Genomic DNA, 13,423 nt, shown 5'->3' on the forward strand with positions numbered 1-13,423 from the left:
CGCAACGCCGGGGCAAAACCCGGCGTCGTGGATGGATCCGGCCCCGGCGCCGAACGGCGCAGCGGGGCTGGAACGGGCCGATCACTCCAGGGCGGAGGTCAGCTCGGGGTTGCCGAAGCCGCGCAGCTCGGCGTTGGACTTCGCGAAGTAGGCGCTCCAGAAGCCTTGCAGGTTCTGGATCATCTTGCCGCTGCGGTAGCCATTCTTCGCCGTGGTCGGGACGAAGGCCGCGCCGTGCACGTAGACCCGCGCGCCGGCGAAGTCGGCCATCAGGTTCTGCTTCTGCACCTTGGCCAGTTCCACCGTCGGGTCGATGGTGCGGATGCCGTTGGCCACGTAGAAGCTGCCGAAGTCGCTGTACTCCAGCATGTCGGAGAGGAGGAAGACGACATTGTCGTCCACCCCGTCCGCCTTCTGCATGTCCTGGCCGATTTCCTTGAGCGAGAAGAGGATCTCGCTGCGGGGAATGTCGCTGCTGGAGGTGCCCATCGCCTTGGCGAAGGCCTGGCCGAAGCGCTTGAACATGATCTGCGGCTGCCCCTTGAGGCAGTTGTCCAGCTTGCGCGTGGACATCATCGGCACGTCCTCGATCACCGAGGCCTGTAGCGGACGCTCCAGCTCGCCGGCGAAGCGCAGCTGGGTGTAGTGCCCGTCCAGGTAGGCGCTGAAGCTGTACAGGCGCAGCTTGTCGCCCGGCTGCATGAAGCGCTTGATATGGCCCCAGGCCGTGCGTTGCAGGTCCGGGGTCAGCGGCGTGGTCTGGTCCACCACCACGGTGAGCATCCGCCCGGATGCGGGCGTGCGGAATTCCTCGACCTTGGCGGCGGCGTAGCAACTGGGCACGTCATTGCGCTCCGCCGCCATCACGGCGGCGGGCACGAGGGCCAGCGCCAGGAGCAGGCCTCGCAGTTTCATCACACCTTCTCCAGCTGTTGCAGCTTGCGCGCGCGGCGCAACTGCGCGACGTCCACCGCGTATTTGGCGGCAACCTGAGGCAGGTCTTCTTCTTCCAGGTCGGTCAGATCGCCCCAGGCATTCTTGTCGAAGGCCGGCGCCTCTACTGGTGCGGCGGGTGCGGCGGCAACCGGCGCGACAACCTCGGCAGCCACGACCGGAGCGACAGCCACGGGCTCGGCCACAACCACCTGGACGGCGGCGGCCACCGGCTCGGGACGAGGAGCGAGCACGGCCTGGAACATCGGACGCAGCGATTCGAACTTCTGCTTGAGCGGCAGCAGGTCCTGGTTGCTGGTGTTGATGCTCGCCACGGCGGGGCCGATGTCGTTGAAAGCCTTCGCCGCGGCGTTGAGGTCGCCTTCGTCGATCAGCGCCTGGACGCGGTCGATGCCCTTCTGGATGAAGTTGCGCATCATCTCGTCGGTCTGCTTGCCGGTCGCCTCGTTGGCGGCGTACACGAGGTAATTCTCGAAGGTGCGCTGCTGGAGGTTCTTGCCGGTGTCGGTCTTGGTCGTACCGCTGACGCGGAACACGCGGGATTGCAGGCCCTGCAGGGTACCGAGCGAGCTTTGTGCGTCCACCGCGATGGAGCGCGCCTTGCTCAGGTGGTGACGCTCGAACTCATCGGCGTTGGCGAAATCGTGGGTCATTTCCCAGGCCTTGCGCGAATGGGTGCCGGCGAAGCCGAAGATGTAGGCCAGGAAGGTCGAGGTGGTCTGGATGAACACGAATAGCACGCTGAGTACGGCGAAGGTCACCAGCGAGGCACGGTGCAGCGCGTCGATCTGGTCCTGGGCGCTCTTGCCGGCGGACTGCTGGCTCAGACTGGCCATGTCGTCGGTCAGCGGGAAGTCGTCGTCGCCCCCGCTGGGGAAGTCGTCGGCGGACTGGCTCACCGCCGGCGGGTTGGCGATCAGCTCGGCCTCCTGGGCGTTCAGGGTTTCGGTACGCACCCAAAAGGCAGCGCAAGCCAGCACCACGATGAACACGGTATAGGCCGACACCACGCGGTAGCGCTTGGCCGGCATCGCGCCGTCCTTGGGTGCGCGCACGCGGTTGAGCATCTGCTGGAACTCGGGACGGGCGTCGTCATCGGTGGTGTTGTCGATGGTGATCAGGTTCTTGCGCACCATGTCGCCCATGTCGCCGGTGCCACGCAGGTCCTCGAAGGACATGATGTGGCCGACCACCGAGTTCTTGTACAGCTCGCGACCGGCGAACTCCGAGAGCAGCAGGCAGATGATGGAGATCACCAGGCCGATGGCGAAGGCGCCGATCATGGCGGTCTTGGGCGTGGCCAGGGTCAGGGCGAACGGCGCCAGGGCGTAACCGAACGCGGTGGCCTCGATCAGCATCAGCACGATGATCAGCGCCCAGATGCCCAGGCTCTTCTCGCGGCGCCCATCCTCGTTGGCCTTGGCCAGGTAGTTCTCGCACTTCTTGAAGAAGGCCTTGTCCACCTTGTGGTCGTCGTAGTACTTGGCATAGAAGGAGCACAGCTCACGCTCGGAGCTGAGGAAACCGGAGTCCTCCGGAGTGCCCGGATGACGGACCCAGCTGCGGATGCGCCCCACCATCGGCAGACGCATGCGCACGTTCATCAGCCAGTAGCGCACCTCGTTCCAGTACACGATTACCGGAATGGCCAGGAAGCACAGGGTCACCACCGGTACCACGACGTACCAGTAGGCGAGGAAGAACGCTCGAATCGTATCGAACATGGTCAGCTCTCGTTATTTTCGGATGGGTTGGAAGTTGGCGACGTAGGCCTGGCCTTGCTTCGGGTAGTAGATCTCCCCGCCGCTGGCGGCACCCGAACGCTTGTCGAAGACGATGTCCATGCAGGTGACCGGCGACGTCGCCGGGTCCGCCGCGAACACCCGGTAGAGCACCTTGTCCTCGCCTTCGTAGGCGTTGGCCACGCCCGGGAATTTCGCCGACTGTTTCTTGCCGCCGGCCTTGTAGTTGGCGATGAACTGCATCTCCGGCTGCGCCACCACCAGCGCGTTCTCGCGCAGGATCGACACCGGGCCGACCAGCGCCACGTGGCCGTTCACCACCTTGCCCCAAGGCCGGCCATTCATGCCCGGCAGGTAGTCGGTGGTCTCCGGTTCGCCCAGTGGCGCGCCGCTGGCCAGGTTCTTCACCTCACCCTCGCTGCGCGGCATGTCGCCGATGCAGGAGCTGGCGGGCACCGCCGCGTAGGCCGGGGCAATCAGGCTGAAGGTCGAGGCCTTCGGCTGGATGCCCTGCGCCAGGGTCGAGGTGGTGCTGAACACCGGACTGCCGCCGAAGTCGATACCGCCCTTGCCCGGCAGGCTGATACCGCTCGACGGGGCCGCCTCGACGGTTTCCTCCGGCTGCACCTGGGGCACCGGCAGCGGCGCGGGCCTGGCCGGCGCGCGGGCCGGTTTGTCCGCCGGCTTGGCGGCAGCCGGACGGGCCGTGCCGTGGGCCAGGTACTTGGGATTGTTGCGTTCGGCGCGCACGCGCTCCACCAGCAGTTGCTGGCTGTCCACTTCGGTCATCTCGACGCGGCGGTTCTTCGCCCGGCCGGACTCGCTGGCGTTGTCCGCCAGCGGACGGGACGCGCCGGCGCCCTGGTAGTAGATGTCGCTGGCCGGAATGCCGACCTCGGCGAGAATGCCGCCCACCGCGCGGGCGCGCTGCTCGGACAGGCGCTGGTTGAACTCGGCCGAACCGGTGGCGTCGGTATGGCCGACGACGAGGATCTTCTTGCCGGCGTTCTTCGGATCGTTGCGCCCTTCGGCCAGTGCCTGGGCGATCTTGCGCAACTGACGCTGGCCGTCCACGGTGACCCGTGCCGAACCGACATCGAACATCGAGCTGTCCTGCACCTGCGCCTCGATACCGACCACCGCCGGTGCGGCGCCGGGCTGCGCCGCCTGCCCGGCCGGCGCGGCGGCCTGCAGCTCGGTGACCTGGATGTCGATCCCCTCTTCCTTGGCGATGGCCTGCAGGCGCTTGACCCGTTGCTGGTACAGGTAGGTTGCGCCGCAGCCCACGACCGCCCCCACTGCCGCTCCGGCGCCGATGTTCTTGCCGGTGGCCGCCGCCACCCCGCCGCCGATGAGCGCGCCGGCGATCCCGCCGAGGACGCAGGCGGTAGCGCCATTGGAACTTCCAAGGCCTTTGTCGATGCTGGCGCAGCCGCTCAGGCCGAGCGAAATGGCTACGGCGAGCGCGGTCGGCCGCAGAATGGCATTGCTGAACATGACTACCCCTTAAGGTCGTGGGTCGGCGGATGAACGAGGGCGAGCGCCGGCAGGACGCGTCGCGGATGGCAGGCGTCAGGCCGCGCGGAGCGGCTGGCTGCTCGACGGGAAATTCGCGATGGACCTCGTGCCCCGCGCGGAACAACAGGCGGGCAGCGGCGAGGCATTACGGCAGGCAGGCGCCGCAGCGGAAAAGGAGGTTTCGGGCCGTTGGCCAGGACGCGCCGACGCGGGAATGGACGCCGACAGCAAACAGCGGGCGTGAAGATATTGCACCGGTATCCTCCTTGAACGGGTGGCGAGCGGCCGTCATGGCGCTTCGATCTGACTCACTTTGTGGGCGAGGAATCTATCACATTCTGAATGATATTAAAGTGCTTTCGATGGCATTTTGACGTCATCGTGCCGCCACTGGCCATCTACCCCTTCGCGCCCGGCATCCGCCGGAGCCTCGCGACGACGGTGCCGGTCCTCCGACTCGGATACACTCCGCCTGCGCGGTCCTCGTCGCGACGACCACAGCGGAGCCGACATGCCACGGGAAAACTTCAACGACCTGATCGCCTTCGTCACGGTGGCCCGCGAAGGCAGCTTCACCAAGGCGGCGGCGCAGTTGGGGGTCTCCCAGTCGGCGCTGAGCCACACCATCCGCGCCCTGGAAACCCGCCTCGGCCTGCGCCTGCTCAGCCGCACCACCCGCAGCGTCTCGCCCACCGAGGCCGGCGAGCGGCTGCTGCACACCCTGGCGCCGCGCTTCGAGGAGATCGAGGCGGAACTGGCGGCGCTCAGCGATTTTCGCGACAAACCCGTGGGCACCCTGCGTATCACCGCCGCCGAACACGCGGCCAGCACCGTGCTCTGGCCGAAGCTCTCGAAAGTGCTGCCGGACTACCCGGACATCAAGGTCGAGGTCAGCGTCGATTACGGCCTGACCGACATCGCCGCCGAGCGCTTCGACGCCGGCGTACGCCTGGGCGACCAGGTGGCCAAGGACATGATCGCCGTGCGCATCGCCCCGGACCTGCGCATGGCGGTGGCCGCCAGTCCCGCCTACCTCGCCCGCAAGGGCCGCCCGGCAGACGTCCAGGCGCTGGCCAGCCATGACTGCCTCAACCTGCGCCTGCCGACCTACGGCGGGCTGATGGCCTGGGAGTTCGCCAAGGACGGTCACGAAGTGAAGGCGCGAGTGGAAGGCCAACTGACGTTCAACAGCAGCCCGCACATCCTGCGCGCTGCGCTGGACGGCTTCGGCCTGGCCTACCTGCCGCAGGACATGGTCACCGAGCACGTCGCCGCAGGCCGCCTGGAGCAGGTGCTGGAAGACTGGTGCCCGACCTTTCCCGGCTACCACCTCTACTACCCCAGCCGTCGGCAGAAATCCCGCGCCTTCACGGTGCTGGTGGACGCCCTGCGCCATCAGGACTGAACACCGGGCGCAGGACGCGCCCAGCGCACTGCCTCAGCCCAGGGTCGACATGTCGATGACGAAGCGGTAGCGCACGTCGGAGCGCTCCATGCGCTCGAAGGCGTGGTTGATCGCGTCCATGCGGATCATCTCGCACTCCGGCAGGATGTTCTTCTTGCCGCAGAAATCGAGCAGTTCCTGGGTTTCGGCGATGCCGCCGATGGGCGATCCGGCGATGCGCCGGCGCCCCAGCAGCAGCGGGATGCTGCTGATCTCGTCGATGGGCCCGACCTGCCCGACCATCACCAGGGTGCCGTCCACGTCCAGCAGCGGCATGTAGGGCTTCAGATCATGCTTCACCGGCACGGTATCGACGATCAGGTCGAAGCTGTTGGCCGCCGCCTTCATCGCCTGGGCGTCGGACGACACCAGCAGCGCATCGGCACCCAGTTCCAGGGCATCGGCGCGCTTGTCGGCGCTGCGGCTGAGCACGGTGACGGTGGCGCCCAGGCCGGCCGCCAGCTTCACCGCCATGCGCCCCAGCCCGCCGAGGCCGACCACGCCGACGCGGCTGCCCGGCCCGACGTTCCAGGTGCGCAGCGGCGAATAAGTGGTGATACCGGCGCACAGCAACGGCGCGGCGCGGCTCAGGTCCAGGGCCGCCGGTACACGGAGGACGAACTCCTCGCGCACCACCAGTTGCTGGGAATAACCGCCCTGGGTCGCTTCGCGGGTAATGCGGTCCACACCGTTGTAGGTCTGGGTGTTGCCCTCGCGGCACAACTGTTCCTCGCCCTTGCGGCACTGGTCGCAGCGCTGGCAGGAATCCACCATGCAGCCCACCGCCACGGCATCGCCGACCTGGTAGCGGGTCACTTTCGGCCCCACGGCGGTGACCCGGCCGACGATCTCGTGGCCCGGCACCATCGGGTAGCGGCTGAAGCCCCAGTCGTTGCGGGCCTGGTGCAGGTCGGAGTGGCAGACGCCACAGTAGAGGACGTCCATCGCCACGTCGTTGTCGCGCAGCGCGCGGCGTTCGAAGGTGAACGGCGCCAGCGGGTCCTGCGGGTTCTGCGCGGCGTATCCAAGGGTCTTCATCGGCATTGCTCCTCGAGGTTTCAACGGCGGGCCGGGCGGCCTTCGACGGGATAGGCGGGATCGCTGTAGCCGGGCGTGGAGGCATGACCGGGCGGCACCAGGCTGTCGACGAAGGTTTCATCCTCAGCAGTCAGCTCGATCTCCAACGCCGGCAGGTAGCCGTCCCAGTGCGCCTCGGTGCGCGGGCCGGCAATGAGCGAGCTGACCAGGGGATTGTTCAGCACCCAGGCCAGGGCGAAAGCGGCCGGCGTGGTGCCACGGGCGGCGGCGTGTTCAGCGATGCACTGGGCGATCCGCAGGGATTCAGGGCGCCATTCGGTCTGCTGGATGCGCTTGTCGCCACGGCCGGCACGGGAGTCCGCCGGCGGCTCGGCGCCAGGCCGGTACTTGCCGGTGAGCACGCCACGGGCCAGCGGGCTGTAGGGCACCACGCCGATGCCGAAGTGGCCGGCGGCGGGCAGTTGCTCGACTTCGGCGGTGCGGTCCACCAGGTTGTACAGCGGCTCGCTGCAGATCGGCCGGTCGATGCCCAACCGGTCGGCCAGCCGCACCACCTCGGCGATGCGCCAGCCACGGAAGTTGGACAGCCCGTAGTAGCGCACCTTGCCCTGGCGGATCAACTCGCCCACGGCGCGCAGGCCCTCCTCCAGCGGCGCATCGACGTCGGTGCGGTGGAAGTAGAGGATGTCCAGGTAGTCGGTTCCCAGGCGGCGCAGACTGTCGTCCACAGCCTGGTAGATCCATTTGCGCGACTGGCCACGGTTATTCGGACCATCGCCCAGGGCGTTGCCGAACTTGCTGGCGATCACCCAGTCATCGCGCCGGGCGGCTACCGCGCGCCCCACGATCTCCTCGGAACGGCCCTTGTGGTAGACGTCGGCGGTGTCGATGAAATTGACACCCTGCTCGAAGGCCTTGTCGATGATGCGGCGCGAGGTCGGCTCGTCGGTCTCGCCGCCGAACATCATGGCGCCCAGGCACAGGGGCGAGACTTTCAGGGCGCTGCGGCCCAGGTAACGGTATTCCATGAAATTTTCCTCACTCGGTGGCATCGCGTTCGGCGAACACCCGGCGGGCAACGCCCAGCGCGGTGGAAGCCGTGGGCCAGCCGGAATAGAAAGCCAGGTGGGTGATCAGCTCGATCAGTTCCTCGCGGGTGACGCCGTTGTCCAGCGCCTTGCCCAGATGGAACTGCAGTTCGTTGGCCTGGTAGCGCGACATCAGGCTGGCCACGGTGACCAGGCTGCGGTCGCGCGGCGACAGGCCGGGGCGCTCCCAGACGTCGCCGAACAGCACCCGGTCGGTGTAGTCGGCCAGCACCGGGGCGATGTCGGCAAAAGCCTTGTGAGCGGTGGAAGGCTGCTCGCTCATGGTGTTCTCCGCTGGGCTGCTGAAGTTGCCGACCATGCTAGGCCTGGGCGGTGTGTCGATTAAGGGGCGCAACACGCTTGGACCTATGAGGAACACTCATGAATGGCCCTGCCAGATCCATGAATCACGCTCATAGGCGAATGCGGCTCTGCCCGTCTAATCGCAGCGAAAGTCTTTGAGTAAAGTCCATTCCAGACGATTCGCCGGGCAATCCCGTCCGTTCCCGCTCCAGGAGAAACTCCGATGGACAAGCGCACACTGGGCCGCAACGGCCTGCAGGTATCGACACTGGGCCTTGGCTGCATGGGCCTGAGCTACGGCTACGGCCCCTTCGCCAACGAGGAACTGCTGGGCGAAGCCCTGGCACCGATACGCGACGAGGTGGCAATCGCCACCAAGTTCGGCTTCAGCGCAGGCGACACCCGCCTCGGCCTGGACAGCCGCCCGGAGAGCATCCGCGCCGTCGCCGAAGCCTCGCTCAATCGCCTGAAGACCGATCGCATCGAGCTCTTCTACCAGCACCGGGTCGACCCGAACGTGCCCATCGAGGACGTCGCCGGCACCGTCGCCGAACTGATCCGCGAAGGCAAGGTGAAGCACTTCGGCCTCTCCGAAGCCGGCCCGCAATCCATCCGTCGCGCCCATGCGGTGCAGCCGGTGGCGGCGCTGCAAAGCGAGTACTCGCTGTGGTGGCGCGAGCCGGAGAAGGAAATCCTCCCGCTACTGGCCGAACTGGGCATCGGCTTCGTGCCCTTCAGCCCGCTGGGCAAGGGCTTCCTCACCGGCGCCATCGACGCTCGCACCCAGTTCTCGGCCAACGATTTCCGCAACATCGTGCCGCGCTTCTCCGAGGAGAACCGCACGGCCAACGCCGGCCTGGTGGACGTGCTCGGCCGCATCGCCGAGGGCAAGGACGCGAGCCGCGCGCAGATCGCCATCGCCTGGCTGCTGGCGCAACAGCCGTGGATCGTACCGATCCCCGGCACCACCAAGCTGCATCGCCTGGAAGAAAACCTCGGTGCAGCCTCGCTGGTGTTGGACGCCACTGACCTCTCCGCCATCGAAGAGGCGCTACGGCGGATCGAAATCGCCGGCGAGCGCTACCCGGCGCACCTGCAGCAGCGGGTGGATCGCTGATCAGCGCGGACAGAACGTGCTCCTGCGTGCAGGGATTTCCCCGCAGGAGCGGACCGACGCCGCCATCTGTAGGAACGAGCTTGCTCGCGAACCGCTGCCGAGTGAAAGACCGTTGCTTCTACGAAAGCAGGCGAGTCCCCGGATCCCGTTCGCGATTCGCCGGCAGGGCCGGCGCGTCGGAGGTTCGCGAGCAAGCTCGCTCCTACAGGTTCTCCAGCGCCATCGGGCGATACAGCGGCTCGCTGGCCAGCAGCTTGATGCCGGCTGGCGAGCTTTCCAGCAGGCGCCGCTCGCCGTCGGCCACCTGCAACTCAAGGACGAAGCCCTGCCCGCCAAGCGCATCCGCGATGGCACGCACGGCGTCGCGCGCCCAGGGCAGGTCGGAGTCGAAATGGCCGAGCAACTGGCCGTGGCGCTGGATGGTAAGACGGTACTTCTGCATCGGGAACTCTCGGTTGGGCATGCGGGACTCGCTGGCGGGGCGCAACGACACTTTGTATCGAATCGACACCTTGACAGAGACTACCGATCTGAATGATTTTGTCCAGGTAGTTTTTGATCGACACCACTCCCGAGAGGTCCCCATGAGCCCGACCTGCATTTCCCTCGACGCCCTCCTCACTGGACGCGCCGTGCCCTTCACCCGCGCCGGATCGCGCAGCGCCATCGCCAAGGCGCCGCGCCAGGGATCGCTGACGATCACCACCCTGGGCCTGGAAAGCGACGAGCAAGGCGACCTGCGCGTGCACGGCGGCGTCGAGAAAGCCATCCACCACTATCCCCGCGAACACTACGCGGACTGGATCGCCGAGCTGGGCGAACACCCGCTGCTGATGCAGCCGGGCGCCTTCGGCGAGAACTTCAGCAGCACCGGCTGGACCGAGGCGGATGTCTGCCTGGGCGATCGCATCCGCGCCGGCACGGCATTGCTGGAGGTGTCCCAGGGGCGGATGCCGTGCTGGAAACTCAACGACCGCTTCGCGGTGGCGCAGATGGCGCTGCGGGTGCAGGAGTCGGGGCGCACCGGCTGGTACTACCGAGTACTGGAGGAAGGCGTGATCGCCGCCGGCGCGACGCTGGAGCGGGTCGAGCGGCAGCATGCGGACTGGCCACTGCAACGGCTCTCCGCCGTGCTGTTCGACAAGCGCGTGGACATGGACATCCTGCGCGAATGCCTGGAATTGCCGCTGGCGCCGAACTGGCGGCGCACCCTGAGCCGGCGCCTGGAGCAAGGCCAGGTGGAGGATTGGGGGCCGCGTCTGCAGGGCCAGCCCTGAGATAGCACCTGGATGGCCATCGCTATCTACTCAAATATATAGCGAACCGCAAAGTTCTGCACATTCAACGCAATATCCCGGCGAGTTTTGGAAATCCCTTTGATCTGCGTCTAGGCTGAGGCTCTACAACACCTTCGGGTGCAAAGATAACTAGAGATCCAGCAAGACCGACCGTGAATCGGCCTATGGCAACGCTTGCGAGCACAGGTATCCACTGGCCTGTCCGGGCATCGCTACGGCTGGAAAAAGAAACCGTTGCCGACGGTGCCGTCAAGGGATTGTGTCCAGTATGGCTAACTCCATTTCTGCCGGTGATCGCTATCGCGCCCTCGGCTTGTCGACCCTCGCCTTCACGCTGTGCTTCGCCGTATGGACGCTGTTCTCCATCCTCGGCCTGCAGATCAAGAACGAGTTCGGCCTTACCGATACCCAGCTCGGCCTGTTGATGGCGACGCCGGTGCTGACCGGCTCGATCTCGCGCATCTTCCTCGGCCTGTGGACCGACCGCTACGGCGGGCGCTGGGTGTTCGGCCTGCTGATGCTGGTGTCAGCCGCCTGCGTCTACCTGCTGACCTTCGCCAACAGCTTCCCGATGCTGCTCGTCGCGGCACTGGGCGTGGGGCTGGCGGGCGGCGGCTTCATCGTCGGCACCGCCTACACCGCCACCTGGTTCGAGCAGGGCCGCCAGGGCACCGCGCTGGGCATCTTCGGCGCCGGCAACGTCGGCGCCGGCCTGACCAACCTCGCCGCTCCGCTGCTGATGCTGGCCCTGGGCTGGCGCGGCGCCGCCCTGGTGTACGCGCTGGTGCTCGGCGCGATGGGCATCGGCTTCATCCTCTTCGCCAAGACCGATCCCCAGGCCGCAACGCGCCAGGCCAAGGCCATCCCGCTGTCCGAGCAACTGGCGCCGCTGACCGAACTGCGCGTGTGGCGCTTCTCGCTCTACTACTTCTTCGTCTTCGGCGCCTTCGTCGCCCTGGCGCTTTGGCTGCCGCACTACCTGATGGAGGTGTACGGCCTGGGGCTGGCCGCCGCCGGCTTCGTCGCCGCGCTGTACACCGTGCCCGCCTCGCTGTTCCGCATCCTCGGCGGCTGGCTGTCGGACCGCTACGGCGCCCGTAGGGTGATGTACTGGACCCTGGGCATTTCGGTGCTGTGCACCTTCCTGCTCAGCTACCCGCCGACCCGCTACACCGTCACCGGGGTACGCGGCGACATCGAGTTCTCGATGCACTTCGGCCTGGTCGGCTTCGCCCTGGTCATCATCGTCCTGGGCTTCTTCATGTCCCTGGGCAAGGCGGCGGTGTTCAAGCACATCCCGACCTACTACCCGCAGCACGTCGGCGTGGTCGGCGGCCTGGTGGGGATGATCGGCGGCCTGGGCGGCTTCCTGCTGCCGCTGACCTTCGGCATGCTCAACGACGTGGTCGGCATCTGGCAGAGCTGCTTCATGCTGCTGTTCCTGATCGCCGCCGGCGCCCTGCTGTGGATGCACTACGCGATCCGCATGGCCGAACGCGTGGAATGGGCCGAGCACAGCGAAACCCGCGACCTGCCGGAACTCTCCACCCCCAGCAGCTTCGTGCTGCGCGACTGGCACCCGGAGGACCCGGCGTTCTGGGCGGATACCGGCAAGCGCATCGCCACGCGCAACCTGTGGATCTCCATCCCCAACCTGCTGCTGGCCTTCGCCATCTGGATGGTCTGGTCGGTGGTGGTGGCCAAGCTGCCGCTGGCGGGCTTCGAGTACAGCGCCAACCAGCTGTTCTGGCTGGCCGCCCTGCCCGGCCTGTCCGGCGCCACCCTGCGCATCTTCTACAGCTTCATGGTGCCGATCTTCGGCGGGCGGCGCTGGACGGCGCTGTCCACCGCCTCCCTGCTGGTGCCGGCGCTGTGGATCGGCTTCGCCGTGCAGAACCCCAACACGCCCTACCTGGTGATGTTGATCCTCGCCCTGCTCTGCGGCCTGGGCGGCGGCAACTTCTCCTCGAGCATGGCGAACATCTCGTTCTTCTTCCCCAAACAGGCCAAGGGCTCCGCGATGGGCCTGAACGCCGGGCTGGGTAACCTGGGCGTGAGCGTCATGCAGTTCCTGGTGCCGCTGAGCATCACGATGGCGGTGTTCGGCAGCCTGGGCGGCGAACCGCAGACCACCAGCACCGGCACCCCGCTGTGGCTGCAGAACGCCGGCTTCATCTGGGTGCCCTTCATCATCGTCGCCACGCTCGCCGCCTGGTTCGGGATGAACGACATCGCCAGCGCCAAGTCGTCCTTCGCCGACCAGATGGCGATCTTCAAGCGCAAGCACACCTGGCTGATGAGCGTGCTCTATACCGGCACCTTCGGCAGCTTCATCGGCTTCTCCGCCGGTTTCCCGCTGCTGGCCGGGCACCTGTTCCCCGGCGTCGACGTGCTCAAGTTCGCCTTCCTCGGGCCGCTGATCGGTGCCCTCGCTCGCGCCTTCACCGGCGGCCTGGCGGATCGCTTCGGCGGCGGGCGGATCAGCCTCTGGGTGTTCGTCGCCATGGCCGTGTGCGTCGGCGGCGTGCTGTTCTTCATCGAAGGCAAGGACCAACCGGGCGCCTTCTGGGGCTTCCTGGCGATGTTCCTGCTGCTGTTCTTCTTCTCCGGCGTGGGCAATGCCAGCACCACGCAGATGATCCCGGCGATCTTCCGGATCATGACGCCGCGCCTGTTCCCCAGCCTGCCCGCCGAGCAACAGGGCCTGCAGAGCGAGAAGGAGTCCGCCGCCGCGGTGGGCTTCATCTCGGCGGTAGCGGCCTACGGCGGCTTCTTCATCCCGAAATCGTTCGGCAGTTCGTTCGACCTCACCGGAGGCCCGGAATGGGCGCTCTACGGGTTCATCGTGTTCTACGTGCTGTGTATCGCGCTGACCTGGTTCTTCTACACCCGTCGCAATGCCGAAGTGCGCTGCTAACGCT

11 protein-coding genes are annotated in these 13,423 nt (G+C 66.8%); 4 read left to right on the forward strand and 7 right to left on the reverse strand.

The annotated features are described in order from the left end of the window. Positions 1-81 precede the first annotated feature (81 nt). The 3 genes from ACYCAX_RS01495 to ACYCAX_RS01505 are packed head-to-tail and all read right to left on the reverse strand — an operon-like array spanning position 82 to position 4,193. Entirely contained in the window at positions 82-915 is an 834-nt protein-coding gene (locus ACYCAX_RS01495) for a hypothetical protein (protein ID WP_460247285.1), read from the reverse strand. Then, a complete protein-coding gene (locus tag ACYCAX_RS01500; protein WP_460247286.1) occupies positions 915-2,678 on the reverse strand; it encodes a hypothetical protein in 1,764 nt (587 codons plus the stop codon). Before ACYCAX_RS01500 ends, ACYCAX_RS01495 begins: the two co-directional genes overlap by 1 nt. Positions 2,679-2,690: 12 nt before the next feature. Next, positions 2,691-4,193, reverse strand: a complete 1,503-nt coding sequence (locus ACYCAX_RS01505) for an OmpA family protein (RefSeq protein ID WP_460247287.1) — start codon at positions 4,191-4,193, stop codon at positions 2,691-2,693. 532 nt (positions 4,194-4,725) lie between these two features. Between ACYCAX_RS01505 and ACYCAX_RS01510 the strand changes: the two genes are divergently transcribed. Then, positions 4,726-5,619 (forward strand): LysR family transcriptional regulator, encoded by an 894-nt coding sequence (locus tag ACYCAX_RS01510; RefSeq protein WP_460247288.1) that lies wholly within the window; start codon positions 4,726-4,728, stop codon positions 5,617-5,619. A 33-nt stretch (positions 5,620-5,652) separates the two neighbouring features. On the opposite strand, the gene ACYCAX_RS01515 is transcribed toward ACYCAX_RS01510, so the two are convergent. Genes ACYCAX_RS01515 through ACYCAX_RS01525 form a run of 3 tightly spaced genes read right to left on the reverse strand, consistent with a single transcriptional unit; the run spans position 5,653 to position 8,067 of the window. Next, the gene (locus ACYCAX_RS01515; protein WP_460247289.1) at positions 5,653-6,696 is read right to left on the reverse strand and encodes an NAD(P)-dependent alcohol dehydrogenase; all 1,044 of its coding nucleotides are present in this window, start codon (positions 6,694-6,696) and stop codon (positions 5,653-5,655) included. A 20-nt stretch (positions 6,697-6,716) separates the two neighbouring features. Further along, complete coding sequence (locus tag ACYCAX_RS01520) at positions 6,717-7,724, reverse strand: aldo/keto reductase (protein ID WP_015477577.1); 1,008 nt, start codon at positions 7,722-7,724, stop codon at positions 6,717-6,719. A 10-nt stretch (positions 7,725-7,734) separates the two neighbouring features. Continuing rightward, positions 7,735-8,067: a carboxymuconolactone decarboxylase family protein gene (locus ACYCAX_RS01525; RefSeq protein ID WP_294973387.1), complete on the reverse strand. Its 333-nt coding sequence runs from the start codon at positions 8,065-8,067 to the stop codon at positions 7,735-7,737. 243 nt (positions 8,068-8,310) lie between these two features. Between ACYCAX_RS01525 and ACYCAX_RS01530 the strand changes: the two genes are divergently transcribed. Beyond that, positions 8,311-9,204, forward strand: coding sequence for an aldo/keto reductase (locus tag ACYCAX_RS01530; protein ID WP_460247290.1), 894 nt, complete (start codon positions 8,311-8,313; stop codon positions 9,202-9,204). A gap of 202 nt (positions 9,205-9,406) precedes the next feature. Here the strand turns inward: ACYCAX_RS01530 and ACYCAX_RS01535 are convergent, their stop codons facing one another. After that, positions 9,407-9,667, reverse strand: a complete 261-nt coding sequence (locus ACYCAX_RS01535) for a cytoplasmic protein (protein WP_236620479.1) — start codon at positions 9,665-9,667, stop codon at positions 9,407-9,409. A 121-nt stretch (positions 9,668-9,788) separates the two neighbouring features. Here ACYCAX_RS01535 and ACYCAX_RS01540 point away from each other — a divergent pair, with 121 nt between their 5' ends. Continuing rightward, a complete protein-coding gene (locus tag ACYCAX_RS01540) occupies positions 9,789-10,481 on the forward strand; it encodes an MOSC domain-containing protein (protein ID WP_015477581.1) in 693 nt (230 codons plus the stop codon). A gap of 289 nt (positions 10,482-10,770) precedes the next feature. Next, on the forward strand, positions 10,771-13,419 hold the full coding sequence (locus ACYCAX_RS01545) for a nitrate/nitrite transporter (protein ID WP_294973381.1): 2,649 nt from the start codon (positions 10,771-10,773) through the stop codon (positions 13,417-13,419). Positions 13,420-13,423 lie beyond the last annotated feature (4 nt).

The organism is Pseudomonas sp. MT3, from assembly GCF_054720805.1.

What these genes read in the sequence shown, in the direction of transcription:
- ACYCAX_RS01540 (WP_015477581.1), top strand. Translation starts at nt 9,789, where the DNA reads ATGAGCCCGACCTGCATTTCCCTCGACGCCCTCCTCACTGGACGCGCC.
- ACYCAX_RS01530 (WP_460247290.1), top strand. Translation starts at nt 8,311, where the DNA reads ATGGACAAGCGCACACTGGGCCGCAACGGCCTGCAGGTATCGACACTG.
- ACYCAX_RS01505 (WP_460247287.1), bottom strand. Translation starts at nt 4,193, where the DNA reads ATGTTCAGCAATGCCATTCTGCGGCCGACCGCGCTCGCCGTAGCCATT.
- ACYCAX_RS01515 (WP_460247289.1), bottom strand. Translation starts at nt 6,696, where the DNA reads ATGAAGACCCTTGGATACGCCGCGCAGAACCCGCAGGACCCGCTGGCG.
- ACYCAX_RS01535 (WP_236620479.1), bottom strand. Translation starts at nt 9,667, where the DNA reads ATGCCCAACCGAGAGTTCCCGATGCAGAAGTACCGTCTTACCATCCAG.
- ACYCAX_RS01500 (WP_460247286.1), bottom strand. Translation starts at nt 2,678, where the DNA reads ATGTTCGATACGATTCGAGCGTTCTTCCTCGCCTACTGGTACGTCGTG.
- ACYCAX_RS01525 (WP_294973387.1), bottom strand. Translation starts at nt 8,067, where the DNA reads ATGAGCGAGCAGCCTTCCACCGCTCACAAGGCTTTTGCCGACATCGCC.
- ACYCAX_RS01495 (WP_460247285.1), bottom strand. Translation starts at nt 915, where the DNA reads ATGAAACTGCGAGGCCTGCTCCTGGCGCTGGCCCTCGTGCCCGCCGCC.
- ACYCAX_RS01520 (WP_015477577.1), bottom strand. Translation starts at nt 7,724, where the DNA reads ATGGAATACCGTTACCTGGGCCGCAGCGCCCTGAAAGTCTCGCCCCTG.
- ACYCAX_RS01510 (WP_460247288.1), top strand. Translation starts at nt 4,726, where the DNA reads ATGCCACGGGAAAACTTCAACGACCTGATCGCCTTCGTCACGGTGGCC.
- ACYCAX_RS01545 (WP_294973381.1), top strand. Translation starts at nt 10,771, where the DNA reads ATGGCTAACTCCATTTCTGCCGGTGATCGCTATCGCGCCCTCGGCTTG.